At 62.4% G+C, this 25,019-nt stretch carries 26 protein-coding genes; 14 read left to right on the forward strand and 12 right to left on the reverse strand.

All coding sequences use genetic code 11. The annotated features are described in order from the left end of the window. Positions 1-3: 3 nt before the first annotated feature. Entirely contained in the window at positions 4-561 is a 558-nt protein-coding gene (locus ACQZ5H_RS18640) for a TetR/AcrR family transcriptional regulator (RefSeq protein ID WP_449098798.1), read from the forward strand. Here ACQZ5H_RS18640 and ACQZ5H_RS18645 read toward each other — a convergent pair. Beyond that, positions 551-1,504 carry a hypothetical protein gene (locus tag ACQZ5H_RS18645; RefSeq protein WP_449098679.1) on the reverse strand — a complete coding sequence of 318 codons (954 nt, stop codon included), beginning with the start codon at positions 1,502-1,504 and terminating at the stop codon, positions 551-553. The two genes, ACQZ5H_RS18640 and ACQZ5H_RS18645, sit on opposite strands and share 11 nt — an antisense overlap. Positions 1,505-1,707: 203 nt before the next feature. Here ACQZ5H_RS18645 and ACQZ5H_RS18650 point away from each other — a divergent pair, with 203 nt between their 5' ends. From ACQZ5H_RS18650 to ACQZ5H_RS18680, 7 genes are all read left to right on the forward strand, one after another. After that, the gene (locus tag ACQZ5H_RS18650) at positions 1,708-2,082 is read left to right on the forward strand and encodes a YciI family protein (RefSeq protein ID WP_413709970.1); all 375 of its coding nucleotides are present in this window, start codon (positions 1,708-1,710) and stop codon (positions 2,080-2,082) included. Further along, entirely contained in the window at positions 2,079-3,338 is a 1,260-nt protein-coding gene (locus ACQZ5H_RS18655; protein WP_449098680.1) for an RNA polymerase sigma factor, read from the forward strand. Before ACQZ5H_RS18650 ends, ACQZ5H_RS18655 begins: the two co-directional genes overlap by 4 nt. Positions 3,339-3,441: 103 nt before the next feature. Further along, complete coding sequence (locus tag ACQZ5H_RS18660; RefSeq protein WP_449098681.1) at positions 3,442-3,909, forward strand: SRPBCC family protein; 468 nt, start codon at positions 3,442-3,444, stop codon at positions 3,907-3,909. Between the two features lie 127 nt (positions 3,910-4,036). Next, entirely contained in the window at positions 4,037-4,288 is a 252-nt protein-coding gene (locus tag ACQZ5H_RS18665; RefSeq protein ID WP_449098682.1) for a type II toxin-antitoxin system Phd/YefM family antitoxin, read from the forward strand. A gap of 120 nt (positions 4,289-4,408) precedes the next feature. After that, on the forward strand, positions 4,409-5,470 hold the full coding sequence (locus ACQZ5H_RS18670) for an LLM class flavin-dependent oxidoreductase (protein WP_449098683.1): 1,062 nt from the start codon (positions 4,409-4,411) through the stop codon (positions 5,468-5,470). Positions 5,471-5,511: 41 nt separating this feature from the next. After that, positions 5,512-6,270 carry a type I methionyl aminopeptidase gene (map, locus tag ACQZ5H_RS18675; RefSeq protein WP_449098684.1) on the forward strand — a complete coding sequence of 253 codons (759 nt, stop codon included), beginning with the start codon at positions 5,512-5,514 and terminating at the stop codon, positions 6,268-6,270. 164 nt (positions 6,271-6,434) lie between these two features. After that, the gene (locus ACQZ5H_RS18680; RefSeq protein WP_449098685.1) at positions 6,435-7,679 is read left to right on the forward strand and encodes an acyltransferase family protein; all 1,245 of its coding nucleotides are present in this window, start codon (positions 6,435-6,437) and stop codon (positions 7,677-7,679) included. Between the two features lie 13 nt (positions 7,680-7,692). Here the strand turns inward: ACQZ5H_RS18680 and ACQZ5H_RS18685 are convergent, their stop codons facing one another. Beyond that, positions 7,693-8,280, reverse strand: a complete 588-nt coding sequence (locus ACQZ5H_RS18685; RefSeq protein WP_203428387.1) for a PadR family transcriptional regulator — start codon at positions 8,278-8,280, stop codon at positions 7,693-7,695. Positions 8,281-8,439: 159 nt separating this feature from the next. Here ACQZ5H_RS18685 and ACQZ5H_RS18690 point away from each other — a divergent pair, with 159 nt between their 5' ends. Then, positions 8,440-9,621 (forward strand): YbfB/YjiJ family MFS transporter, encoded by a 1,182-nt coding sequence (locus ACQZ5H_RS18690; RefSeq protein WP_449098686.1) that lies wholly within the window; start codon positions 8,440-8,442, stop codon positions 9,619-9,621. Between the two features lie 122 nt (positions 9,622-9,743). Beyond that, the gene (gene bacA / locus ACQZ5H_RS18695; protein ID WP_112719430.1) at positions 9,744-11,012 is read left to right on the forward strand and encodes a bacteroid development protein BacA; all 1,269 of its coding nucleotides are present in this window, start codon (positions 9,744-9,746) and stop codon (positions 11,010-11,012) included. A 75-nt stretch (positions 11,013-11,087) separates the two neighbouring features. Here bacA and ACQZ5H_RS18700 read toward each other — a convergent pair whose 3' ends face one another. Further along, the gene (locus ACQZ5H_RS18700) at positions 11,088-12,083 is read right to left on the reverse strand and encodes a polysaccharide deacetylase (protein ID WP_449098687.1); all 996 of its coding nucleotides are present in this window, start codon (positions 12,081-12,083) and stop codon (positions 11,088-11,090) included. 124 nt (positions 12,084-12,207) lie between these two features. On the opposite strand from ACQZ5H_RS18700, the gene ACQZ5H_RS18705 reads away from it, so the two are divergent. The 3 genes from ACQZ5H_RS18705 (at position 12,208) to der (ending at position 15,016) form a co-directional block, all read left to right on the forward strand. After that, positions 12,208-12,804: an NnrU family protein gene (locus ACQZ5H_RS18705; protein WP_449098688.1), complete on the forward strand. Its 597-nt coding sequence runs from the start codon at positions 12,208-12,210 to the stop codon at positions 12,802-12,804. A gap of 100 nt (positions 12,805-12,904) precedes the next feature. Beyond that, a complete protein-coding gene (locus ACQZ5H_RS18710) occupies positions 12,905-13,582 on the forward strand; it encodes a tetratricopeptide repeat protein (RefSeq protein WP_449098689.1) in 678 nt (225 codons plus the stop codon). Between the two features lie 15 nt (positions 13,583-13,597). Beyond that, a complete protein-coding gene (gene der / locus ACQZ5H_RS18715) occupies positions 13,598-15,016 on the forward strand; it encodes a ribosome biogenesis GTPase Der (protein WP_130277765.1) in 1,419 nt (472 codons plus the stop codon). A 58-nt stretch (positions 15,017-15,074) separates the two neighbouring features. On the opposite strand, the gene ACQZ5H_RS18720 is transcribed toward der, so the two are convergent. Further along, complete coding sequence (locus ACQZ5H_RS18720) at positions 15,075-15,512, reverse strand: MarR family winged helix-turn-helix transcriptional regulator (protein ID WP_112719425.1); 438 nt, start codon at positions 15,510-15,512, stop codon at positions 15,075-15,077. Between the two features lie 161 nt (positions 15,513-15,673). Here ACQZ5H_RS18720 and ACQZ5H_RS18725 point away from each other — a divergent pair, with 161 nt between their 5' ends. Continuing rightward, on the forward strand, positions 15,674-16,687 hold the full coding sequence (locus ACQZ5H_RS18725) for an alpha/beta hydrolase (RefSeq protein ID WP_449098690.1): 1,014 nt from the start codon (positions 15,674-15,676) through the stop codon (positions 16,685-16,687). A 6-nt stretch (positions 16,688-16,693) separates the two neighbouring features. Here ACQZ5H_RS18725 and ACQZ5H_RS18730 read toward each other — a convergent pair whose 3' ends face one another. The 8 genes from ACQZ5H_RS18730 to ACQZ5H_RS18765 all read right to left on the reverse strand — a co-directional run bounded on the left by ACQZ5H_RS18730 (position 16,694) and on the right by ACQZ5H_RS18765 (position 24,998). Then, the gene (locus tag ACQZ5H_RS18730; RefSeq protein ID WP_112719423.1) at positions 16,694-17,869 is read right to left on the reverse strand and encodes a glycosyltransferase family 4 protein; all 1,176 of its coding nucleotides are present in this window, start codon (positions 17,867-17,869) and stop codon (positions 16,694-16,696) included. Between the two features lie 132 nt (positions 17,870-18,001). Then, a complete protein-coding gene (locus ACQZ5H_RS18735; protein WP_130277768.1) occupies positions 18,002-18,913 on the reverse strand; it encodes a sugar kinase in 912 nt (303 codons plus the stop codon). Positions 18,914-19,058: 145 nt separating this feature from the next. Beyond that, positions 19,059-19,400 (reverse strand): hypothetical protein, encoded by a 342-nt coding sequence (locus tag ACQZ5H_RS18740; protein ID WP_112719421.1) that lies wholly within the window; start codon positions 19,398-19,400, stop codon positions 19,059-19,061. A 149-nt stretch (positions 19,401-19,549) separates the two neighbouring features. Next, a complete protein-coding gene (locus ACQZ5H_RS18745) occupies positions 19,550-20,533 on the reverse strand; it encodes an ABC transporter ATP-binding protein (RefSeq protein ID WP_199627274.1) in 984 nt (327 codons plus the stop codon). Next, complete coding sequence (locus tag ACQZ5H_RS18750) at positions 20,526-21,530, reverse strand: ABC transporter ATP-binding protein (RefSeq protein WP_112719419.1); 1,005 nt, start codon at positions 21,528-21,530, stop codon at positions 20,526-20,528. Before ACQZ5H_RS18750 ends, ACQZ5H_RS18745 begins: the two co-directional genes overlap by 8 nt. Position 21,531: 1 nt before the next feature. Next, positions 21,532-22,449, reverse strand: coding sequence for an ABC transporter permease (locus ACQZ5H_RS18755; protein ID WP_130277771.1), 918 nt, complete (start codon positions 22,447-22,449; stop codon positions 21,532-21,534). Further along, positions 22,446-23,369 (reverse strand): ABC transporter permease subunit, encoded by a 924-nt coding sequence (locus ACQZ5H_RS18760; RefSeq protein ID WP_112719417.1) that lies wholly within the window; start codon positions 23,367-23,369, stop codon positions 22,446-22,448. The genes ACQZ5H_RS18755 and ACQZ5H_RS18760 overlap by 4 nt, the downstream gene beginning before the upstream one ends. Positions 23,370-23,417: 48 nt before the next feature. After that, positions 23,418-24,998: a peptide ABC transporter substrate-binding protein gene (locus ACQZ5H_RS18765; RefSeq protein WP_449098691.1), complete on the reverse strand. Its 1,581-nt coding sequence runs from the start codon at positions 24,996-24,998 to the stop codon at positions 23,418-23,420. Positions 24,999-25,019 lie beyond the last annotated feature (21 nt).

A 25,019-nucleotide genomic window follows, 5' to 3' on the forward strand; every position in this document is an offset into this window, starting at 1 on the left:
GCTCTGAAAACCGTCTACGAACGCCGCGATGTCGTGCCCCTGCTTGCCGAGATCTTCCGGGAACTCGGCTATGAGGGCGCGACGCTCAGCCGGATCACCGAACGCACCGGGATCGGCAAGGGCAGCCTCTATCATTTCTTCCCGGGCGGGAAGGAAGAGATGGCGGCTGCCGTACTCTCCGAGGTCGATCGCTGGTTCGAGGATTTCATATACGAGCCGCTGCGCAGCGATGAACCTTCAGTGGCGATCGAAGCGATGTGGCGCGGCGTCGACGATTACTTCCGCTCCGGTGGGCGCATCTGCCTCGTCGGCGCCTTTGCGCTCGATGGCACGCGGGAGCGTTTCAGCGAGGCGATCAACGGCTATTTCCGGCGGTGGGTGGATGCGCTGGCCAGCGCTCTCGTGCGCAGCGGGGTAGAGCAGGGTACTGCACAGCAGGAGGCGGAGGCTGCGGTTCTCGGCATCCAGGGCGCGCTGGTCCTTTCGCGCGCCCTCGACGATCATGATGTCTTCCGCCGGGCGATTGCCGGGATGAAGACGAGGCTTTCGGCTATTTCTTGAGCCAGGGGCTCTTCGTGCTCCAGAAGATGACGCTTGCGCCGAGATAATCATCGGCAAACGCGGTGAATTCTTCCTTGGTGAAGGGCTTCTTGGTCTGCGGGTTCCTGTAGGTCAGCGTCGGCTCCTGCACGGCCATGCCGACATAGGCGAGCTTGCCCTTGTACTGGTTGAAGAACGGATAGGAGTTCTTCATCTGCGCCTTGCGGTTCGGCACGATATCCGGGCCGCCGAGGCCGATATTGTTCTTCGCCGCAAAGTCGAACAGACGGCTCATGTATTTGTGGTCGTTTTCCCATTCGCAGGGCCAGAAGTTGACATACTGGACGACCATCGACTTTGAGAACGCCTTGCGCGCAAAGCCGAGATTTTCCATCTCGCCGGCGAAATAGGCATCGCAGGAGAAATCCTTCGGCTCGTTCTTCGGGTCGAGATCGATCGAGGTCTCCGGCAGGTTGATGCCATAGACGCGGCCATCGAACTTGGCGGCAAGCGCCGAGATCAGCGCCTGGTAGCGCTCCCGCACCGCCGGGTTCCACTGCTGCGCCACCCAGCCGGAGCCGATGCCCTTGTTCTCACCGGGATTGTCGAACTGGGGCGCGAGGCCGCCGCCATATTCGGCGCTTTCGAGCATGTAGTCGGGGATGTTGCGGGCCTTGGGGCTGAAGAAGCGGTCCTGTACCTGGATGAACAGCTTCTTGTTCAGGCTCTCGGCAATCGCCAAATCCTTCTCGATCGGCGAGAAGTCGTACTCGCCTTTGCCCTTTTCCAGCATCTTCCAGTTATAGACCACCTGGGCGCCGCCGATATCGGCGCGCGACAGCAGGTCCTTGAGGCCGTCGAGCTCACCGGCGCCGGTATAGATGAAATTCTGGGGCGCTGCGGAGGCGGCAGTGGCTGCGCCGGCAAATGCGGCAGCCAGGAACAGGCTTTTGAAAAGATGCATGTTTCGTCCTGAAATATGAAGTTGGAAATCCAGCCGCGCGAGAAATCGGAGCCGAAGGTGGCAACTCGATGGCGAAGAGCGGAGCGGCCGATACAATCCCCAATGCTAATTTTGCCCCACGGCTCATTTGTGAAGCGTAATTTTTTGCTGCGCCCTGTCGGATGGCGGGTTACTCCTTCGTCATTGAGGAAGAGGAGTAACAGATGCTTTATGCGATCCTTTGCTATGCCAACGAAGAAACCGTCTTCTCCTGGTCGAAGGAGGAGGAGGATGCCGTCATGGCCAAGCTCTACGCCGTGCAGGAGCCGCTCGCCAGATCCGGCAAGCTCGGCCCGACCGGGCGGCTGATGCCGACGACCTCGGCCACGACGCTGCGCAAGGGCAAGGAAGAGCCACTGGTGCTCGACGGCCCGTTTGCCGAGACCAAGGAAGCGCTGCTCGGCTTCTACTGCATCGATTTCGACACGCTGGACGAGGCGATTGCCTTCGCCAAGGAGCTGTCGGCCGTCAATCCGGGTTCGACCTCTTACGAGATCCGCCCCTTCTACGTGTTCCATCCGGGAGATAAAGCCACATGACCGACATTGCCTGGATCGACGTGACGCTGGCTTCTGCCCGGCCGAAGGCGCTGGGCGCGCTGCTTCGCTATTTCCGCGATCTCGATATCGCGGAAGAGGCCTTTCAGGAGGCCTGCCTGCGCGCCATCCGCACCTGGCCGGACAAGGGCCCGCCACGCGATCCGACGGCATGGCTGATCTTCGTCGGCCGCAACAGCGGCATCGATGCGGTGCGCAAGCAGAAGAAGACACAGGCGCTGCCGGAGGAGGAACTGATTTCCGATAGAGAGGATGCCGAGAGCGATATCGCCGACCGGCTGGATGAATCCAACTACCGCGACGACATCCTGCGCCTGCTGTTCATCTGCTGCCATCCGGATCTGCCGGCGACGCAACAGATCGCGCTCGCCCTGCGCATCGTCTCGGGCCTTACCGTGCAGCAGATCGCCAAGGCGTTTCTCGTCGGCGAAAGCGCCATGGAGCAGCGCATCACTCGCGCCAAGGCGCGTGTCGCCAAGGCCGGCGTGCCCTTCGAGACGCCGGGGCCGGAGGAAAGGGCGGAGCGGCTGACCATCGTCTCGACGATGATCTATCTGGTCTTCAACGAGGGTTATTCGCAGGGCGACCCGAAACGCGATGCGGCCGCCTTCGCCGACGAGGCGATCCGTCTCGGGCGGCTGATGCTGCGGATCTTTCCGGCCGAACCGGAGATCATGGGCCTGCTGGCGCTGATGCTGCTGCAGATCTCGCGCCGCGATGCGCGCTTCGACGGCAATGGCGAGCTGGTCCTTCTCGAGGATCAGGATCGGACCCGCTGGAACCACGCGCTGATCAACGAGGCGCTGAACCTGCTCGACAAGGCGATCCGTCACCGCCAGCCGGGACCGTATCAGCTGCAGGCGGCGATCGCCGCCATCCATTCCCGCGCCAAGCGCGCCGAGGATACCGATTGGGAAGAGATCGAGATCCTCTACCGGGTGCTGGAGCGGGTGCAGCCATCGCCGGTCATCACGCTCAACCGCGCCGTTGCCGTCTCGAAGCTCAAGGGGCCGGAGGAGGCCTTGGCGCTGGTCGATACGCTCGCCGAAAAGCTCGACGGCTATTTCTATTTCCATGGACTGCGCGGCGGATTGCTGAAGCAGATGGGCGAGGTGCGCCGCGCCCGCGAATCCTTCGACCGGGCGATCGCGCTCGCCAACTCGGCGGCGGAAGCGGCCCATATCCGCCTGCAGCTCGACAAGCTGCAGAACGAGCAGGCGATGCCCGCCCTCAGATAATGTCCGGAAAAATCATCAGGCGATGTCGGAACGGAGGATGCTGCGGCGTCCTTGTAACAGCCTGAGGATAAACAGGTTTCGCTTCAACAGGAGGAATGCCGAAATGACCGCCACGACGCAACACGAACTGGTTCTCGTCCGCGAAATGGATGTGCCGCGCGAGAAGATCTACAAGGCCTGGACCGACGAGAATTCGATCAAGGAATGGTTCGTTCCGCGGCCCTGGACGATCGCCGAAGCCAAGCTTGATGTGCGCCCGGGCGGCTCCAGCTACATCGTCATGCAGGACCCCGACGGCAACAAGTACCCGAATTCCGGCGTCTATCTGGAGCTCGTCGAAAACGAGAAGATCGTGTTCACCGATGCCTATACCAGTGCCTGGGTGCCATCCGAAAAGCCGTTCTTCACCGGCATCATCCTGCTCGAAGATTTGGGCAACGGCCGCACCAGATACACCGCCAAGGCACTGCACTGGCGTGCCGAGGACAAGGAAGCGCACGAGAAGATGGGTTTTCACGAAGGCTGGGGCACGGTCGCCGGACAGCTTGAGGAGTACCTGAAGCGCGGCTGACGCACTTCAAGCGGGCGCTGAAGCGGCTTCGATTCCGATTCCGCCGGCGCCCGCAAGCCGTTGAATTTGGATTCGGATTGATGGATGGTGATGCGCATAGCAACATACCGAAATCGAGGTGATTGTTATGGCGATGATGACCAGCCGGGAATTCAATCGGAACGCCAGCCGCACCCGAAAAGCCGCGGCGAGCGGGCCTGTATTCATCACCGATCGCGGCAAGCCTTCGCATGTGCTGCTGACGATCGAGGAGTACCGCAAGCTTGGCGGCAAAGGCCCCGGTATTGCCGATCTCCTACAGATGCCCGGAGCCGGCGAGATCGAATTCGATCCGCCAACGATCCAAGAATTCGGTATGAAGCCCGTCGATTTGTCCTGAGGCGGCAACCCGTCACCTAACCCACCCATCAACTTTATCGAACGATCCGTTCCAGAATTTCCGTTTGCCCGGGGGCTTGCCGATCCTTATCTGAGAGGCAAGTTCAATAGGATGCCGATGATGGAACTGGGCCTTTATACTTTCGCCGACGTCAATCCCAATCCGGGCCGCAGCAAGGGCGCGGAAGGGGCGGAGCGGTTGAAGCATCTGATCGAGGAAATCGAGCTGGCCGATCAGGTCGGCCTCGATGTCTTCGGGCTTGGCGAACATCACCGCCCTGATTATGCAGCCTCGGTTCCGGCCATGGCGCTTGCCGCAGCGGCGGTGAAGACGAAGAACATCCGGCTGACGAGTGCCGTCACCGTCCTGTCGTCCGATGATCCGGTTCGCGTCTTCCAGCAATTTGCAACGCTCGATCTCATCTCGAACGGCCGTGCGGAAATCATGGCCGGGCGCGGCTCGTTCATCGAGTCCTTCCCGCTGTTCGGCTACAATCTCGAAGATTACGACCAGCTGTTCGAAGAGAAGCTCGATCTCCTGATGGCGCTGCGCGAGGGCGAAGTGGTCAACTGGAAGGGCGAGCTGCGGGCGCCGATCAATGGCCGCGGCGTCTACCCGCGCCCGCTGCAGGATCCGCTGCCGCTGTGGATCGCCGTCGGCGGCACGCCGCAATCGGTGGCGCGGGCCGGTGCGATGGGCCTGCCGGTGGCGCTGGCGATCATCGGCGGGGAATATCCGCGTTTTGCGCCGCTCCTTGAGCTCTATCGCGAGGCAGCGCGCCGGGCAGGACAGGATGCGTCGAAGCTGAAGACCAGCATCAACGTACACGGCTTCATTGCCGATACGACGGAAGCGGCCGCCGACCAGTTCTACGGGCCGCAGGCCGAAGTGATGAACCGCATTGGCCGCGAGCGCGGCTGGGGACCGACGAACCGGGCGCATTTCGACATGGCGCGCGGGCCGACCGGCAATCTCTTCCTCGGCGATCCGGAACTGGTAGCCGAGAAGATCGTTGCGGCTCACAAGGTCTTCAACAACGACCGCTTCCTGCTGCAGATGGCGATCGGCCTGATGCCGCACGACCAGATCATGCGCGGCATCGAGCTTTACGGCACGAAAGTCGCGCCGCTTGTCAGAAAGGCATTGACTGGGGCGGGCGAAGGGGCGAAAGCCACGGCCTGAACCCGCAAGGCCAGCCGCCTTGGCGGCAGCCGGGATGAACGATGGTAATCGAGAACGACGACGAACTGGAAAAGCTGAAGGAAATCGGACGGATCTGCGCCAACGCGATCCAGGTGATGTCTGCAGCGCTGGAGCCGGGGATCACCACCCTCGAGCTCGATCAGATCGGCCGCAAGGTGCTTGAGGATGCCGGTGCCCGCTCGGCGCCGGAATTCTGCTACCAGTTTCCGGGTGCGACCTGCATCAGCGTCAACGAGGAAATCGCCCACGGCATTCCCGGTCCGCGGGTGATCCGCCCCGGCGATCTCGTCAATATCGATGTCTCCGCCGAGAAGAACGGCTTCTTTGCCGATACCGGCGCCTCCTTCACCGTGCCGCCCATCAAGCCGAAGATCGAGCGGCTCTGCCGCGATGGGAAGCGGGCGCTGTTCGTCGGTCTCAACCAGATCAAGGCGGGCGAGCCGCTCGCCAAGATCGGCAATGCCGTCGGCGCCTTTGCGGCGAAGAACCGATATACGCTGGTTGCCAATCTGGCGAGCCACGGCGTCGGCCGTTCGCTTCATGAGGAACCTGGCGAGCTTTCGACCTGGCCGGACCCCTCCGAAAAGCGGATCATGACCGAAGGCCTGGTCTTCACCGTCGAACCCTTCCTGTCGCTCGGCGCCACCTGGGCCGAAGGCGGCGACGATGCCTGGACGCTCTATGCCGATCCCCAGGCGCCGACCGTGCAGTACGAACACACCGTCGTTGCGACGCGCAATGGGCCGCTGATCCTGACGCTGCCGGATCTGGCAGCTTAAGAGCTTCATCCTTTCGGCGGCCGAGCTCCGCCTCTACCCGTCCTTTCGTCCGAATATCCGGCGGCCTACCGCCTATGGCCAGTTAGCGGGCGCAGCAATTCCGGGTTACCGCTTGGTATCCGGCTCCATTCTCTTGTCCGCCGGTCTTCATGGAGGTCGGCGGAATGCTCGAGAGGGATGGCAGCAGTGCCAAGGCGATGCAGCACAATTACCGGCCGGATATCGACGGATTGCGGGCGGTTGCGGTTCTCTCCGTGGTGATCTTCCATGCCTTTCCGACCTGGCTGCCCGGCGGGCTCGTCGGCGTCGATATCTTCTTCGTCATTTCCGGCTATCTGATCAGCGGCCATATCCTGCAACAGCTGCACGACAACAAGTTTTCGATCTTCGATTTCTACAGCCGCCGCATCAGGCGCATCTTTCCGGCGCTGATCCTGGTGCTGCTCTTCTGTCTGGCGGTCGGCGCGGTGGCGCTCTCGGCGGCCGATAACAGGGAGCTCGGCGAGCATGTTGCCGGTGGGGCGGGCTTCGTTGCCAATCTGCTCTTCTGGTTCGAAGTCGGCAGCACCAAGGATGGCGGCATTTCCAATCCCCTTCTGCATCTCTGGTCGCTCGGCGTCGAGGAGCAGTTCTACATCGTCTGGCCGCTCGCTGCCTGGATCGCCTGGCGGCGCGGCATGAGCGTCATCAAGACGATCGCGGCGGTGGCGCTGGTGTCGATGATCTTCAATCTCGTCATCGTCTATATCGACCGGACGACGGCCTTTTATCTGCCGGTGACGCGCTTCTGGGAGCTGCTGGCCGGTGCTGCGCTCGCCGAGCTGGAGCGCTCCCACGGCGGGCTGTCGCGGCCGGCGGCAAACCTTGCGGCAATCGCCGGTATCGTGCTGCTGGTGCTGAGCTTTGCGCTGATCCGGGAAAAGCAGGCCTTTCCGGGTATCATCGCGGCGGCGCCGGTTCTCGGTGCGGTGCTCGTCATCGCGGCGGGGCGGACGGCGGCACTCAAGACCCTGATCTTCAGCAACCGGATTGCCGTTGCGATCGGGCTGATCAGCTATCCGCTCTATCTCTGGCACTGGCCGCTTCTCTCCTTCGGCTACATCATCGGCCACGACACGCCGGCCAAGGAGGTGCGTTTCGGATTGCTGGCGGCGAGCGTGGTGCTGGCGGGGCTGACCTATATGATCATCGAGAAGCCGATCCGCTTCGGGCGCTTCCGGAAATCGGCGGTGGCCGTGCCGTTGTTTGCGATCATGACCTTCATAGGCGCGGCAGGCTATTGGGTATCGGAGCAGGCGCAGCACGGGTTGCCGCGCAATGTGGCGCAGGTGGGTGTTCCGGTCGCCGAAAATACCGCGCCTCCGCAAAAGGAAAGCCGCCACGTGACACGTGACGGCCGTTCGCTCTGACGATTGCGCGGTATCAGATCTGGGGCTTGCCGCCCTGCAGGATTTCCATCGCGGCGCGCTCCAGGATGCCGGAGATACGGGCGGCTTCCTCAGCCGACCAGGGATGGCGCATGCGCAGCGCCGAGCGCAGCAGCTGGCGGGCGGCGCGCACGTCGCGGTCGTCGCGCATGAATTCCTCGTCTTCCTCTTCGCGGCGGCGGCCGTGCTGTTCGGGATCGAACATGCGGTTGACGAAGGCCATCTTCTCGCCGACGCGTTCGAGCTTGCTGAAAATGCCGTCGATCATGGCGCGGTTCTCCTCGACCTTGCGCTTGCCGCTTTCGGTGATCTTGTAGAGTTTCTTGGTGCCCTCGGCCTCGACTTCGGTCAGGCCGGTTTCTTCCAGATAGGTCAGCGCCGGATAGATGACGCCCGGGCTCGGCACGTAGAAGCCGCCGGAGCGCTCTTCCAGAACCTTGATCAGTTCGTAGCCGTGGCGCGGCTGTTCGTTCAGCAATGCCAGAAGCACGATCTGCAGATCGCCGGCCGAAAACTTCCGGCCCATTCCCATGCGGATCGCGTCGCCGAACATGCCGCCGCCACCGCCTCTAAAGCCTCTCATAGCTTCTTCCTTTCATCGTTAATCATATCGAATGCTATGTCGTAAAACATATATCGTAAGATATTACGTTTCAAGAGGAGCCCAAGAATTTCCGGAATTGAACCGATCCATCAGAATTTCTTGTTTGCGGTGCAGCAGGGGGCGGGCGATAAGCGCATCATGTTGGCACGCAATGAGAATGAGCCAGTCAGTCTGGTCCGCACGGCCCTTGCCGGTATGATCGCCATGGCCGCTGCCATGGGCTTCGGGCGCTTCTCCTACACACCGATCCTGCCGGGCATGATGAGCGGCGTTCCGCTCTCGGCCTCCGATGCCGGGTTCATCGCCTCGGCGAATTTCGTCGGCTATCTCGCAGGCGCCGTGCTGGCTGCCTATGGCTGGGCGGCCGGGCGGGAGAGGGCGGTGGCGCTTGCGGCACTCGCCGCCAACGCGCTCCTTCTCGCGGCGATGGCGGCGACCACATCCGTTCCCGTCTTTGCGGTGATCCGCTTCCTCGCCGGGCTCGCAAGCGCCTTTTCGATGGTCTTCACCTCGTCGATCGTGCTGAGCCATGGCGCGGCGGCCGGCAACGACCATGTCCAGTCGGCGCATTTCGGTGGACCGGGCGCAGGTATCGCGCTGTCGTCGCTGATGGTGCTGCTGATCGGCATCGCCTTTCCCGATGCGGGCGGCTGGCGGGCGGACTGGATCGGCGGCGCGCTGTTTTCGGCACTCGGTCTTGCCGCAGCCTGGGCTTTGCTGCCGGCGGGACCCGCAGCGGCGGCGCGCAAGGGGCCGGAACCGGCCATCGCCTGGACGCCGCCGATGCTGCTCGTGACGCTCTCCTACGGCATCTTCGGCTTCGGCTACGTCATCACCGCCACCTTCCTCGTGGCGATCGCCCGCATGGATGCGGCGGGCGCTTTCGTCGAGTTCCTCTGCTGGTTCATTGCGGGCGTGACCGCCGCGGTGGCGCTCTTTGGCTGGAAGCCGTTCGTGCGCGTTCTCGGGCTCGGCGGCGTCTATGTCGCGGCTGTTGTCATCGAGGTTGCCGGTGTGCTCGCGACCGTCATGCTGCCGCATTCGCTGGCGCCGCTGATCGGTGGAGCACTGTTCGGCGCCACCTTCCTGGCGATCACCGCCTACGGCCTGCAGATCGGCCGCAAGCTTTCGCCGGAAAGCCCCCGGCGCGTCATGGCGCTGATGACGGCGGCCTTCGGTCTCGGCCAGATCGTCGGGCCGCTGATCGCGGGCTGGGTGGCTGAGGGGACAGGAAGCTTCACGCTGCCCACCTATATTGCCGCCGCCGCCCTCGGCATTTGCGCGCTCCTCGTGCTGCCGGTCATCAAGAAACTGGGATAAGCCGTTACAAATACGTAAGAATGGCCCCCGGCCATTGCTGCCTTCTTCGAACTGCCTTAATTTCCCGCACAATCAGTGCTGTCAAAGCAAATGCCGACTCTGTTCAAGAAAGCCGCGCAAACGTGTTCGTCTCCTATTTCCCGAAGCCGAAACTCTTCTTCACATCCGCTATTGTTTGGGCGCTGATCGGCGTTCTTCTCTGGTATTTCGGAGGCTCCAGCCTCGGCGCAGCAATAGGCCTTCCGCCGCTGCCAGCGGGGGAGGAGGCGGTGATCGGCGTTTCCGTCTTCTGGTCGAAGCCGTTCCTTTGGTTCTACATCTATTACGTCGCCTTCGTTGCCATTTTCGCGGGTTTCTGGTTCACCTACAGCCCGCATCGCTGGCAGATGTGGTCGGTGCTCGGTTCGGCGCTGATCATCTTCAACACCTATTTCTCCGTGCAGGTCAGCGTGGCGATCAATGCCTGGTATGGGCCGTTCTACGACATGATCCAGCGGGCACTGGCGCGGCAAGAGCCGATCCCTACAGCGGCTGACCTCTATTGGGGCATGACGGGCTTTGCCGGTATCGCCTTCGTCGCCATCACCGTCGGCGTGCTGAACCTGTTCTTCGTCAGCCACTACATCTTCCGCTGGCGCACGGCGATGAACGAATTCTACATGTCCTACTGGCCGAAGCTGCGGCATATCGAAGGTGCTTCGCAGCGTGTTCAGGAAGATACGATGCGCTTTTCGACCACGGTCGAAAGCCTCGGCGTCAACCTCGTCAGCTCGATCATGACTCTGATCGCGTTCCTGCCGGTGCTCTTCAAGTTCTCCAGCACGGTCACTGAACTGCCGATCATCGGTGAGGTGCCGCATGCGCTTGTCTGGGCGGCGATATGCTGGTCTCTGTTCGGCACGGTGTTTCTGGCTGCTGTCGGTATCAAACTGCCGGGCCTCGAATTCCGCAACCAGCGCGTCGAAGCGGCCTACCGTAAGGAGCTCGTCTATGGCGAGGACCATGATGAACGAGCCGATCCGATCACCGTGGCGCAGCTCTTCGCAAACGTCCGGCGCAACTATTTCCGCCTCTATTTCCACTACATGTATTTCAATGTTGCCCGCATTTTCTATCTGCAGGCAGACAACCTGTTCGGCACCTTCGTTCTCGTGCCATCGATCGTGGCGGGCAAGCTGACGCTCGGCGTCATGAGCCAGATCCAGAACGTCTTCGGCCAGGTGCGGGAATCGTTCCAGTATCTCGTCAATTCGTGGACGACGATTGTCGAGCTGCTTTCGATCTACAAGCGTCTTCGCACGTTTGAATCGGCCATCGACGGCGAACCGCTGCCGAGCATCGATCAGCGGTATCTGGACCGTGAGGCGGGGGTCGTCCACCAAGACGGCTGACGCCGGGTCATCAGAATCAAAAGCGCCGCTGTGGGAACCGCAGCGGCGCTTTTTTGTGAAAGGTGATCTGGAAGCTTAGAGCGCCGAATTATCCTGCGCCTTCAGCTTGCCCCTGGCCTCGATCATCGGGATCGCCTCCGAATAGCTGACGCAGGCCACATCCGCCCGGTGGCAGACGTCGCTGACCAGCCGGTCGAGCGCCCGCCAGTAGGCGCCGCCGTTCATTTCGACGAAGTGGAAGCCGAGCTGGAGGGGGATGCGGTCGCCCGCATATTGCTTGTCGAAGGCTTCCTTGAAAGCGGCGTAGGAGCGCTCTTCGAAGGTCTTGCTGTCGGCGGCGTCTTCCTGGCCCTTGGAGTGGCGCACGAAGAGATTGTAGTCCATGCCGATGATCGGCCGGTCCTTGGGGCCCTCGGGGATCAGCGGCAGGCCGAAGCGGATGACGCCGTCTTCGACGACGGGCATGGCCGGTCCCTTGGTGACGAGGCTGGCGTCATAGGTGAAGCCGGCCTTTTTCTCCGCGGCGATCATGTCGCTGCCTTCGCTGGCCGAAAGGTAGGGCGCGCGAAAACCCTTGATGCCGTGGTCGACGAGATCCTGCCAGCCATCGGGCTCGGCGAGGCCGACGCCCTTCCAGGCATTCTTCAGCGTTGCCTTGAAAGTCGTATATTCTTCCGTCCAGTCGGCGCTGCTCCACTGGCGGCCGTCGAAATGGCCGCAGGCATGGCTTGAGATATCGTGCCCCTCGAGATGGGCGTGCCAGATATTGCCGAGGCGTTCGCGGATCTCGTCGTCGCTCTGGGCGAAGCCGACATTGGATTTTCCGCGTTTCTGATGAGGCGCTTGATAGGCTTTCTTCGCATCCTGATTCATCAGGAAGGTGCAGGAGAGGAAATAGGTGAAATGCGCGCCGTTCTTGGCCGCCATCTCGCGGCTCTTCTGCCAGAGCGCGTTGTCATGGGCGCCGTCGAAGGAAATGATGACGAGCTGCTTCGGCTGGTCGGCCGCCGAGGCGGCAGCGGGCAGGGCAACGGAAAGGGCGAGACAGGCAGAGGAAATGGAACGAAACATGGGCACCGCGACAATTTGTTTGCGGCTTTCCTGTTACAGAATTGCGGCGAAGCTGCGGTCTCGCTGGCATTTTTCCCGCCCAGCCGGTATCGAACATTGTTAGTTATCGATCAGGAATATCATCATGGCTTTGCTTGCCTTAAGTCTTGTTCTCTTTCTCGGCCTTCATCTTATCCGCGTCGTGGTGCCAGGCTTCCGGCTGGCGATGATCGACAAGTTCGGCAAGCCGGTCTGGATCGCCTTCCATTCGATCGCCAGCATCCTGACGCTCGTCTTCGTTGCCTATGCCTTCGCCGCCGCGCGCAGCGAGCCGATCGGCATGCTCTACAATCCGCCTGCCGGCATGGCGCATCTGACGGTGACGCTGATGCTGATCGCCGTCATCTGTTTCGTCGCCGGCTTCCTGCCGGCGGGCCATATCCGATCAAAGGCCAAGCACCCGGTGGTGCTTTCGGTGAAGATCTGGGCGCTGGCGCATCTCTTCTCGAACGGCGAGGCCTATTCGGTGCTGCTGTTCGCCGCTTTCCTCGCCTGGGGCGTCATCCTGCGCATCTCGCTGAATCGCCGTCTGCGCCGCGGCGAGATCACGCTGCCGGTCTTCGTTTCGGCGAAATACGACCTCTATGCCGTCGTCATCGGCGTCATCGTCTGGGCGTTGATGATCTGGCGCGTGCATGAATGGCTGATCGGCGTCGCGCCGCTGCCGATGCTTGCTTCCTGAGGAATCTCAGATATCCCCCTTACATCGGCCGCAAAATGGAGTAGAAGGCCCAACAATATGCGAAAACGCATGAATTGGGCTTTCCCTGCCGGAGACGAGAATGGCATTCAACGACGACAGCTTCATTCGTGAAGTCAATGAGGAACTGCGTTCCGACCAGATGAAGGGCGCATGGCGCCGCTTTGGCCGCTACCTGATTGCGCTCGCCGTCCTGATCGTTCTCGGCACCGTCGGCTACAAGGTCTACCAGTACTGGGACGACAATGCGTCTTCCAGCACCGGCGACCAGTTCCTGGCGGCGATGAAGCTCGCCGACGAGAACAAGAATGACGAGGCGCTGGCCGCTCTCGACAAGCTGGAGAAGGAAGGCCATGGCGCCTATCCGGTTCTCGCCCGCATGCGCGCAGCCACCGTGCTCGCCGCCAAGGGCGACAATGCCGGTGCCGCTTTCCAGACGATCGGCAAGGACCAGTCGGTTCCGGAAGCCGTCCGCAACGCTGCCAAGCTGCGCGCCGGCTGGATGCTGATCGATACCGGCACCTATGACCAGGTCGTTGCCGAGCTGGAAGAGATGGCGATCCCCGCCAACGCCTTCCGCCATTCGGCCCGCGAAGCGCTCGGCATTGCCGCCTACAAGGCCGGGAATATGGCGCAGGCCCGCACCTGGTTCACCCAGATCACCGAAGATGCCGCGAGCCCGCGCAATGTTGCCAACCGCGCGCAGATGATGCTTGATAACATCACTGCGTCTGGCAAGGCGCCTGCCGCACAGGGCTGAGTTTAAGGAAACCTGATGAGCTTTACGGTCGCCATCGTCGGTCGCCCGAATGTCGGCAAGTCGACGCTTTTCAACCGCCTGGTTGGGAAGAAGCTGGCGCTTGTCGATGACACGCCAGGCGTTACCCGCGACCGCCGTCCGGGCGACGCGCGGCTGATGGGTCTCAATTTCACGATCATCGATACCGCCGGTCTCGAAGAGGCCGACGAGGAGAGCCTGCAGGGCCGCATGCGCGCGCAGACGGAAGCAGCGATCGACGAGGCGGATCTTTCACTCTTCGTCGTCGATGCCAAGACCGGCCTGACGCCCGTCGACAAGGACCTGGCGGAGATGCTGCGCCGTCGCGGCAAGCCGGTCGTACTCGTCGCCAACAAGTCCGAAGCGCGCGGTTCCGATGGTGGCTTCTATGATGCCTTCACGCTCGGCCTCGGCGAACCGACGCCGATCTCGGCCGAACACGGGCAGGGCATGCTCGATCTGCGCGACGCCATCGTCGAGGCGATCGGCAAGGACCGCGCCTATCCGCCGAAGGAAGACGTTGCCGAAACCAATGTCGACATCCGCCACGAGCTGGAAGAAGACGAGGATTACGAGCCGGAATACGACGACACGAAGCCGCTGCGGGTGGCGATCGTCGGCCGTCCGAATGCCGGCAAGTCGACCCTGATCAACCGCTTCCTCGGCGAAGACCGTCTCCTGACCGGGCCGGAAGCGGGCATCACCCGCGATTCCATCTCGGTCGAGTGGGACTGGCGCGGCCGCACCATCAAGATGTTCGATACGGCGGGCATGCGCCGCAAGGCGAAGGTTATCGAGAAGCTCGAGAAGCTTTCGGTTGCCGATACGCTGCGGGCCATCCGCTTTGCCGAACTTGTCGTCATCGTCTTCGATGCGACGATCCCCTTCGAGAAGCAGGACCTGCACATCGTCGATCTGGTGCTGCGCGAGGGACGCGCTGCCGTTCTCGCCTTCAACAAGTGGGACATGATCGAGGACCAGCAGGCCGTGCTTGCCGATCTGCGCGAAAAGACCGACCGGCTGCTGCCGCAGGCCCGCGGCATCCGCGCCGTGCCGATCTCCGGCCAGACCGGCCGCGGCCTCGACAAGCTGATGCAGTCGATCATCGACACCGACAAGGTGTGGAACAAGCGCATCTCGACCGCCAAGCTCAACCGCTGGCTCGAGCAGCAGCAGGTCCAGCATCCGCCGCCCGCCGTCTCCGGCCGCCGCCTGAAGCTCAAGTACATGACGCAGGTCAAGGCCCGCCCGCCGGCCTTCATGATCTCCTGCACGCGCTCCGACGCCCTGCCGGAATCCTACACGCGCTACCTGATCAACAGCCTGCGCGTCGACTTCGACATGCCGAGCGTGCCGATCCGCATCCACTACCGCGAGAAGGAAAACCCCTTCGAGGGGAAGAAGCGGCGGACGTAGGGTCCGCCGTCAGAATTGCAGCACGCAGCCTTTCACCGGGCTGCGGCTTCGCTCGCCGTCAGGCCGCACTCTTGTTCAGTGCATCCCTCAGCGCAATGATCTCGGCCCGTAGCCGTTTCAGCTGATCGAATTCGCTGCCGGTCGCATCGACGATGCAGTTCGGCACCGTTGCCGCCTTGGTTTTCAAGGCCTTGCCCTCATCGCTGAGCCTGATGACGACGACGCGTTCGTCTTCCTTGCTGCGCTCGCGGCGGATGAGGCCGGCGGCTTCCAGGCGCTTCAACAGCGGCGTCAGCGTGCTCGATTCCAGAAACAGCTTGTCGCCGATGCCGCCGACGGTCTGGCCGTCTTCTTCCCATAGCGCCACCATGACGAGATATTGCGGGTAGGTGAGGCCGAGCTCGTCGAGCAGGGGCTTATAGACGCGGTTCATCGCGTGGTTTGCCGTGTACATGGCAAAGCAGATGAAATTTTCGAGTTTCAGGTCGTCACTCATGTGGGCATCTCCAGAACCGGATGAATTTATATCGCGCGATAACTAATCGCAAGCGCTTATTTCGCATGCCGGCTATGCGTCAATTTTGATTGTGAGATAAATAATCGTGCGCGATATAAAAACCGTGTTCACGACGAACCGCAACCGAAGAGGACAAGACGATGTCGACCATCAAGACCGCACTTTCCGCAGCAACCATCCTGGCAGCCACGACGCTCGGCGCCGCTGCCGACCCGGTTCTGGAACCGGCGACCCAGAAGTTCATCGATGCGCTGGCTGGTTCCAAGCCGATCTACACACTCTCGCCGGCCGATGCCCGCAACGTGCTGGCCGGCGCTCAGAAAGGTGACGTCAAGAAGCTCGCGGCACAGGAAGAGAACCTGACGATCAAGGCTGGTCCGACCGGCGAGATCAAGCTGCGTATCGTGCGTCCTGCCCATGCCAAGGGCACGCTGCCTGTCGTGATGTATTTCCACGGCGGCGGCTGGGTGCTCGGCGACGCGGATACGCATGACCGGCTGGTCCGCGAGATTGCCAATGGCGCCGATGCCGCTGTTGTCTTCGTCGATTACGAGCGGTCGCCCGAGGCCCGCTATCCCATCGCCATCGAGCAGGCCTATGCGGCGACCAAATATGTCGCCGAGCATGCCAAGCAGTTCAAGGTTGATGCCAGCCGCCTGGCAGTCGCAGGTGACAGCGTCGGCGGCAACATGACGGCTGCGGTGACGCTGATGGCCAAGGAACGCGGTGGCCCCGCCATCGATCAGCAGGTGATGTTCTATCCGGTGACCGACGCCAATTTCGAGACCGGCTCCTACAACCAGTTCGCCAATGGTCCGTGGCTCACCAAGGATGCGATGAAGTGGTTCTGGAACGCCTACCTGCCTGATGAAGCCAAGCGCAAGGAGCCGACCGCTTCGCCGCTACAGGCTTCGCTCGAGCAGCTGAACGGCCTGCCGCCGGCACTGATCATCACCGATGAGAACGACGTGCTGCGCGACGAGGGCGAGGCCTATGGCCGCAAGCTCAGCCAGGCAGGCGTCAGGGTCACGTCGGTCCGCTTCAACGGGACCATCCATGACTTCGTACTGCTGAACGCCATCAGCGAAACACCCGCGGTGCGCGGTGCGATCAAGCTTGCCAGCGATACGCTGCGGGCAGCGCTGCACCAGTAAGCGGCATCAGGCGCCAGATTTCATCGGGCCGGCGGCATCGCCGGCCTTTCTGCGTGGTAGCGTCTTGGCATATTGCCAGGCGCGCTTCCATTTCGGGGCGATGACGCCGTTGGCGGCGCGGATGTTGTTGATGAACTGCTGTGTCGCCGCTTCCCAGGAATAGGTGAGCGCCAGTTCGCGGGCCTTGTCACGCGAGGCGGAAAGGGCCGCAAGGCACGCGGCGCGCAGGTCCTCGTCCAATGCGCCGACTTCGCCTTCGTCTCCGATGATGTCGAGCGGACCGGTGACCGGGTAAGCCGCGACCGGAACGCCGGATGCCAGCGCCTCGAGGATCGTGTTGCCGAAGGTATCGGTCAGCGACGGGAAGACGAAGACGTCGGCCTGGGCGTAGATATCGGCCAGTTCAGTGCCGAATTTCAAACCGGTGAAGAGCACGTCGGGATAGCGCTTGGAAAGCTCGGCGCGCGCCGGGCCATCACCGACGACGACCTTTGAGCCGGGGAGATCGAGATCGAGGAAGGCTGGGAGGTTCTTTTCGAGTGCGACGCGGCCGACGGTCATGAAGACGGGGCGCTGCAGACCGAAGGGCTTTTCCTCGAGTTCGGCCGGATGGAACTGCGAGGCGTCGATGCCGCGGCTCCAGGGCATCAGGTTACGGATGCCTTTTTCCGAGAGTTCGCGCGCCAGGCTCGGCGTCGCCACCATGCAACCGGCGCCGGAATTGTGGAACCATTTGACGAAGGCATAGAGCCAGCTCTTCGGCAACGGCAGGCGGGCCGAGACATATTCCGGGAAGCGGGTGTGATAGCTGGTGGAGAAGGGCATGCGGTTCTTCAGGCACCAGCGCCGCGCCGTCAGCCCGAGCGGGCCTTCAGTGGCGATGTGGACGTAGGATGGCTTGTGTTTTTCGATCTCGCGGGCGACGCGGCGGTAGCTGGTGATCGACAGGCGGATCTCGGGATAGGTCGGGCAGGGAATGCTGTTGAACCGCTCCGGCGTCACCATCGAGACATCGACGCCCATCCGGGCGAGCTCGCGATTGGTGTTCTCGATTGAGCGCACGACGCCATTGACCTGCGGATGCCAGGCATCGGTGACGATGACAAGCCGCTCAGGCACCGCGCCCGGGGCGGCATTCGCCCAGCTCTCGCCGGTCAGGCTCTTCGAAGGATGTTGAAGCATATCCCGTTTCCATCCAGGCCGCCGGCTTCGGCGGACACGACCCCAGGCGGGGACAGCAAGCCGATTCCCGCGTGCCTCCTATTTTGAGGCTTCTCCGTGATGGATTTATTACAGGGCTGTGGACGTGCTCTCTCAGAGCCCGAGCTTGTCCTTCGGCACCAGTGCGCCGTGCTCGCTGACGACGCGGGCGGCGACTTTGGCGGCGAACCGGGCGCTTTGTTCGGCGTCTCTGGTTTCCAGGTACTTGGCCAGGAAGGAGCCGTTGAAGCTGTCGCCGGCGCTGGTCGTGTCGACGACGGTCTCGACCTTTTCGGCGGGCACGAGCGAGCGATTGCCTTCGAAATCGAGGGTCGCGCCGTCGGCGCCGTTCTTGACGACGATGTTGGGAGCGCCGAGGGCGCGGTAGCGCTGGATCGTCGCCTCGATCGAATCGTCGCCGAAATGCGAGGCCTCGTCGTCGAAGCTCGGCATCACCAGCGTCGAGGAGCGGGCGCCCTCGCTGATGACGGTATGCATCACGTCATAGCTCGACCAGAGGCGCGGGCGGATGTTCGGGTCGAAGACCACGAATTTTCCGGCGGCCTTGGCGCGGCGGGTTTCGGCGAGCAGGGTGTCGACGTCCTCGCGCGGCAGGATGGCAAGCGTGATGCCGGAGAAATAGACGACATCGGAGGCTTCGACCGCCTCTCGCAGATAATCGGGATCGGCGGCGAGCTGCTTGGCGGCGGAGCTGTCGCGCCAGTAGCTGAAGGAGCGCTCGCCGTTCCTGAGGTTGATCATGTAGAGGCCGGGCGCCTTGCCCTTGATGCGGCGGATATAGGAGGTGCCGATGCCGTGACTGTCGAAAAAGGCGGCCATCTCGTCGGACATGGCGTCATCGCCGAGTGCGGTGAAATAATCGACGGTCCAGGAGGAGGGCATGCAGGCGCGGGCATACCAGGCGGTGTTCAGCGTATCGCCGGCAAAGCCTTTTCTCAGCAGGCCGTCACCAGCCTGCGACAGCTCCACCATGCATTCACCGATCGAAAGAAAGCGTCCGCTCAAATCAGCCTCCCGGAAATCTCAAGCGTCTGCTGCTTACGCGCAGCGGACCGGGGTGGCAAGCCATCCCTGGGGTGGCAAGCGCACAGAACGCGCAAACGGCCCGCTTTGAGCGGGCCGTCCGTATTCTCTCGCATCTTCTCGGGGCTTAGCCGATTTCCGGGCAACCGCGGCGGTTGGCGAAGGTGATGCGGTCCGGGCCGCCGCGCGTCCAGCCGCGGACGGTGACGCTGCGATCGGTGACGCGGACCACTTCGGCGCGGCGGAAGCCGGCGTCGCGGGCGGCGTAGACGGCCTCGCGCGGGCTGCAGCCGCGGCGGAAATCGCGGTCGCCATAGCGGTCGCGATCCCTGTCACGGTCGTAGATGCGCACACCATCGGGGCCGATGCGGAACTGGACGTCCTGCGCCTGCGCAAAGCTGACGGGCAGCGCGACGCTGCCGAGGGTGAGAGCCAGCGCCAGGCCGGCATTGGAGATGAGTTTCAGCATGTTTTCCTCCATTTCGGAGCCCTACCAAGACCCGGAACATGTCGTTTTACGGAGGAGGAACTGCCCCGGAGCGAAAATTGTTCCGCTCCGGGGCATGCACTGGAGCATGCCGCGTGTTGCGCGCAGCAGCCGCCAGGGCGGACGCGATATCAGCGATCCATGTGGTAGCAGGCGGCCGTCTGGTTCGGCCGGACCTGCTCTGTCGGCGGCATTTCCGTGCGACAGATGTCGGTCGCCTTCCAGCAGCGGGGCGAGAAGACGCAGCCCTTCGGCGGGTTCAGCGGCGAGGGCGGATCGCCCTGCAGCAGGATGCGCTTGCGCTGGCGGGCGAGCTTCGGATCCGGGATCGGGGCCGCCGAGAACAGCGCCTGCGTATAGGGATGCGCCGGGTTTTCGAAGACCGTGGCGCAATCGCCGGCTTCGACCACCTTGCCGAGATAGAGGACCAGCACGTCATCCGAGATCAGGCGCACGACCGAGAGGTCGTGGCTGATGAAGATCAGCGTCAGGCCGAACTCCTTGCGCAGCTTGCGCAGGAGCGTGATGACCTGGCCCTGGATCGAGACATCGAGGGCCGAGACCGGCTCGTCGCAGATGATCAGCTTCGGCTTGGTGACGACGGCGCGGGCAATGCCGATACGCTGCGCCTGGCCGCCCGAAAACTCGTGCGGGTAGCGGTTGATCATTTCCGGCACGAGGCCGACGGCACTCATGATCTCGCGGACGCGCTCCAGGCGCTGGGCCTTGGAGAGCTTCGGCTCGAACACGGTCAGCGGTTCGGCGATGATATCGCCCACCGTCATGCGCGGATCGAGCGAGGCGATCGGATCCTGGAAGATGATCTGCATGTCGCGGCGTGCGGCGCGCATTTCTTCTTCGGAGAGATCGAGCAGGTTGCGGCCCTGCCAGAGGATGCGGCCCTTCTGGGAGGTCAGCAGGCGCAGGATCGAGCGGCCGAGCGTGGACTTGCCACAACCGGATTCGCCGACGATGCCGAGCGTGCGGCCTTCCTTGAGGTCGAAGCTCACATTGTTGACTGCCGTCAGCATGACCGGCGGCTTGAAGAAGCCCTTGGCGGGCAGTTCGAACTGGGTCGTCAGGTTTTCGACCCGAAGCAGGGAACGGTCAGCCATGGATCATCAGCTCCTCGCGGCGCGGGAAGGGGTGGAAGCAGGCGGCGCAATGGCGCGGCGCCAGCGTTTCGAGCGACGGCGGCCGGTCGATGCAATCGTCCTGGACCTGTGAACAGCGCGGCGAGAAATTGCAGCCCTTCGGCAGGTGCTGCAGGTTCGGCGGCCGGCCGGGGATGACGACGAGATCGTCGACATCCTGATCCGGACGCGGGATCGAGGCGTGCAGTGCTGCGGTATAGGGATGCGCCGGGTTTTCGAAGAGTTCGTCGACCGGGGCTTCCTCGACGATGCGGCCGGCATACATGACGGCGACGCGATCGGCGAGGCCGGCAACGACGCCGAGGTCGTGGGTGATCATCACCAGCGCCGTATTCATCTCCGAGGTCAGATCGTTGAAGAGATCGAGGATCTGCGCCTGGATGGTGACGTCGAGCGCCGTCGTCGGCTCGTCGGCAATCAGGAGCTTCGGCTTGGTCAGCAGCGCCATGGCGATGACGATGCGCTGGCGCATGCCGCCGGAGAGCTCGTGCGGATAGAGGTTGAAGCGCCTCGTCGGATCAGGAATGCCGACACGCTTCAGCATATCGAGCGCTTCGGCTGAGGCCGCGCGCGCCGTGTAGCCGCGGTGAACTTCAAGCTGTTCCGTCAGTTGCCGGGAAATCCTCAGAGACGGATTCAAGGCGGTCATCGGGTCCTGGAAGACCATCGCCATGTCCTTGCCGCGGACATGGTCGAGCTCCTTCGGCTTCAGCGCCAGGACGTCCTTGCCCTCGAGCAGGGCCTGGCCGGTGGTGCGGCCGTTCTTGGCGAGCAGGCCCATGACGCCGAGGAAGGTCTGGCTCTTGCCGGAACCGGATTCGCCGACGATCGCGACGCGTTCGCCACGCTTGATCGTCAGGTTCATGCCGGAGACGGCCTTCACCTGGCCATCCGGGGTCTCGAAGGTGATCGAATAGTCTTTCAGTTCGAGAAGGGTTTCTTGTGGTTGCTGGGACATGTCAGCGATCCTTCGGGTCGAACGCATCGCGCAGGCCATCGCCGATGAACAGCAGGCTGAGCAGCAGGGCGACGAGGAAGCAGGCCGGGAAGATCAACAGCCATGGCATGCTTTCCATGGCATCTGTGCCTTCCGCAATCAGCGTGCCAAGCGAGGTCAGCGGCTCCTGAACGCCGAAGCCGAGATAGGAGAGGAAGCTCTCCGTGGCGATGATTTCGGGGACGGTGAGTGCCGCGAAGATCACGACAGGGCCGATCAGGTTCGGGATGATGTGCTTGATGATGATCTTGAGCGGCCGCTGGCCGGAGGCACGTGCGGCCTCGATGAACTCGCGGTGCTTGATCGACAGCGTCTGGCCGCGGACGATACGGGCCATGGTCAGCCATTCGAGCGCGCCGATCGCTGCAAAGAGCAGGTAGACGTTGCGGCCGAAGATGACCATCAGCAGGATGACGAAGAGGATGTAGGGGAAGGCGTACATGATGTCGACGAAGCGCATCATGATCGAATCCAGCCTGCCGCCGATATAGCCGGAGATGGCGCCGTAGAGCACGCCGATGACGACGGAGACCAGCGTGGCGGTGAAGGCGACGGCAAGCGAGATGCGGGTGCCGTAGAGCACGCGTGCCAGCAAGTCGCGGCCATTCGGGTCGGTGCCGAAATAGTGGCCGGTTTCGAAGGACGGCGGGATGCGGAAAGCTGCCCAATCCGGATCCTCGTAGTTGTAGGGAATGAACCAGGGCCCGGCGAAGGCGACGAGGATCAGGAGGACGAGGACGACGATCGAGACGACCGCGGCCTTGTTGCGCGACAGGCGGCGCAACGCATCCCTGGTGAGCGAGCGCCCCTCGGGCGCAAGGCCTTCGGCCTCCAGCAGCTCGGCTGCCAGCAATTCGCGTTTGGCAGGATTGAGGATCATCGGTTTCTCACTTTCGGATCGAGCCACGCATAGGCGATGTCGACGAGAAGGTTCAAAAAGACGATCAGCACCATGTAGAAGATGACCGTGCCGAGAACCATGCCGTAGTCGCGATTGAGCGCTGCGTTGATGAAATAGCGGCCGATGCCGGGCAGTCCGAAGACGCTTTCGACAACCAGCGAGCCGGTGAGAAGATAACTGGCCGCCGGGCCGAGATAGGAGACGACGGGCATCATGGCGGGCTTCAGCGCATGGCGCATGATCGTCAGGCGCGGGCCGATGCCCTTGGCCTTGGCGGTGCGGATATAGTTCTGGCCCATCACCTCGATCATCGAACCGCGGGTGATGCGCGAGATGCGCCCAGCATGCGGCAGCGCCAGCACGACGACGGGCAGGACGAGGAATTTCAGCGAGCCGTCACCCCAGCCGCCGACCGGCAGCCAGGCGAGATGGATGCCGAAGACCAGCTGCAGGATCGGCGCGATCAGAAAGTTCGGCAGAACGACGCCTACCAGGATCAGGGCGCCCAGAATGTAGTCCGGCGTCTTGTTCTGATAGAGCGCCCCAAGACAGCCGACGAAGACGCCGACGATAATGGCGACGAGGAAGGCAGCGGTGCCGATGGTGAAGGTATAGGGCAGGCCGATCATGATCTGCTGCGCGACGGTGAAGTCTTCGCTGGCAAATGACGGGCCGAGGTCGCCTCTCAGGAGGTCGCCCACATAGATGAGGTATTGCTGAACCAGCGGCTTATCCAGATTGTAGTGGACGGCCAGGTTCTTCAGGATCACCGGCGGCAATGGCCTTTCGCCATCGAAGGGGCCGCCGGGGGCAAGGCGCAAAACGAAAAAACAGGCTGTGACGGCGATCCACAGGACGGGGATCGTCGACAGCAATCGACGGAGTGCATATTTGATCATGATCGTGAACCGGCCCCTTCCGCAAAGCGCGGAAGGGGCCGTTTTCCCTTATTCTTTCATCGACAGCCAGCGGGTGCGGTGGATGTCCTGGACGTTATCGACGAAGCCCTCGATCTTGGGCGAAACGACGTTCTTGGAAACGTAATAGTAGATCGGCAGCGCGGCGGAATCATCCAGCGCGATCTGCTCGGCCTTCTTGAACATTTCGGCACGCTTGGTGAGATCGGTCTGGGCGTTGCCGTCCTTGATCAGCTTGTCGTATTCCGGGTTCGACCAGCGGCCGTAGTTCATCTGGACGCCCGTGACGAGCAGGTTCAGGAAGTTGTCCGGATCGTTATAGTCGGCGAGCCAGCCGGCACGGCCGATCTGCACTTCGCCGCGCTGCAGCTGGTCGTAATGGACCTTGGTTTCGGCATTGACGAGCTCGACATTGACGCCCAGCGGCTTCCACATGGAGGCGATCGCGACGGCGATGCGCTTGTGGTTGTCGTTGGTGTTGTACTTGAGCTCGGCGGTCAGCGGATGATCCGGGCCGAAGCCTGCTTCCTTGAGCAGCTTCTTGGCTTCTTCGACCTTGTCCTTATAGGGCATATCCTTCCAGGACACGTAGGCCGGATCGCCGTAATTCGCCGTGCCCGGCGGGACCCAGGAATAGGCCGGCAGTTCGCCGGTGCCGAGGATCTGCGGGCCGATGACCTCGCGGTTGATCGCCATGGACAGAGCCTGGCGGACGCGCTTGTCGCTGAAGGGCGGCTTCTGCGAATTGATGACGTAATAGTAGAGGCCGGAGAACGGGGCGACATGCGCCTGGCCCGGCAGGTTCTTCTTCATCCACTCATACTGGTCGGTCGGGAAGTCCGTGAGGATGTCGAATTCGCCGGCGCGGTAGCGCTTCAGCGCGGCTTCCTGGTCTTCGAGAACGAAGAACTTGGCGCCATCGATCTTCAGGTCCTTGGCACCGTAATACTGGTCGTTCTTGACGGTGGTGACGTGCGAACCCGGAACCCATTCGGTCGGCTTGTAGGGGCCGTTGGTGACGATGTTGCCGATCTTCACCCAGTCGGCGCCCTTGGCTTCCACCACATGCTTCGGCAGCGGATAGGCCGTGTAGTGCATCAGCGCGTTGATGAAGTAGGGGGTCGGGTTTTCGAGGGTGATCTCGAGGGTCTTGTCGTCGATTGCCTTGACGCCGAGCTGGTTGAGATCGGTGATCTCGCCCTTGTTGATCTTTTCGGCGTTCTTGATGGTGAACTGCAGGTAGGCGTAGTCGGCGGCGTTCTTCGGGTCGACGAGGCGCTGGAAGGCGAAGACGAAGTCTCCGGCCGTTACCGGCTGGCCATCGGACCACTTGATGCCGTCACGAAGCTTGAAGGTGTAGACCTTGCCGTCGTCGGAGACTTTCCAGCTTTCGGCCTGGCCGGGAATCGGATTGTCCTTGGCGTCTTCGGTCACGAGACCTTCGAAAATGTCGCCGGCGATACGGTTTTCCCAGTCGCCGGAGAGTTTCTGCGGGTCGAGCGACGTCGGGTCGCCGCCGTTATGGATGTTGATCGTGGCCGCGTGGGCCGAGAAAGCCAGCAATGTGCCAAACATTGCGGAGGCTAGAATTTTTTTCGTTATATGCTTCATGGTTGGGCCACCTTTCCAGGC

Source organism: Rhizobium sp. 21-4511-3d, assembly GCF_053522545.1.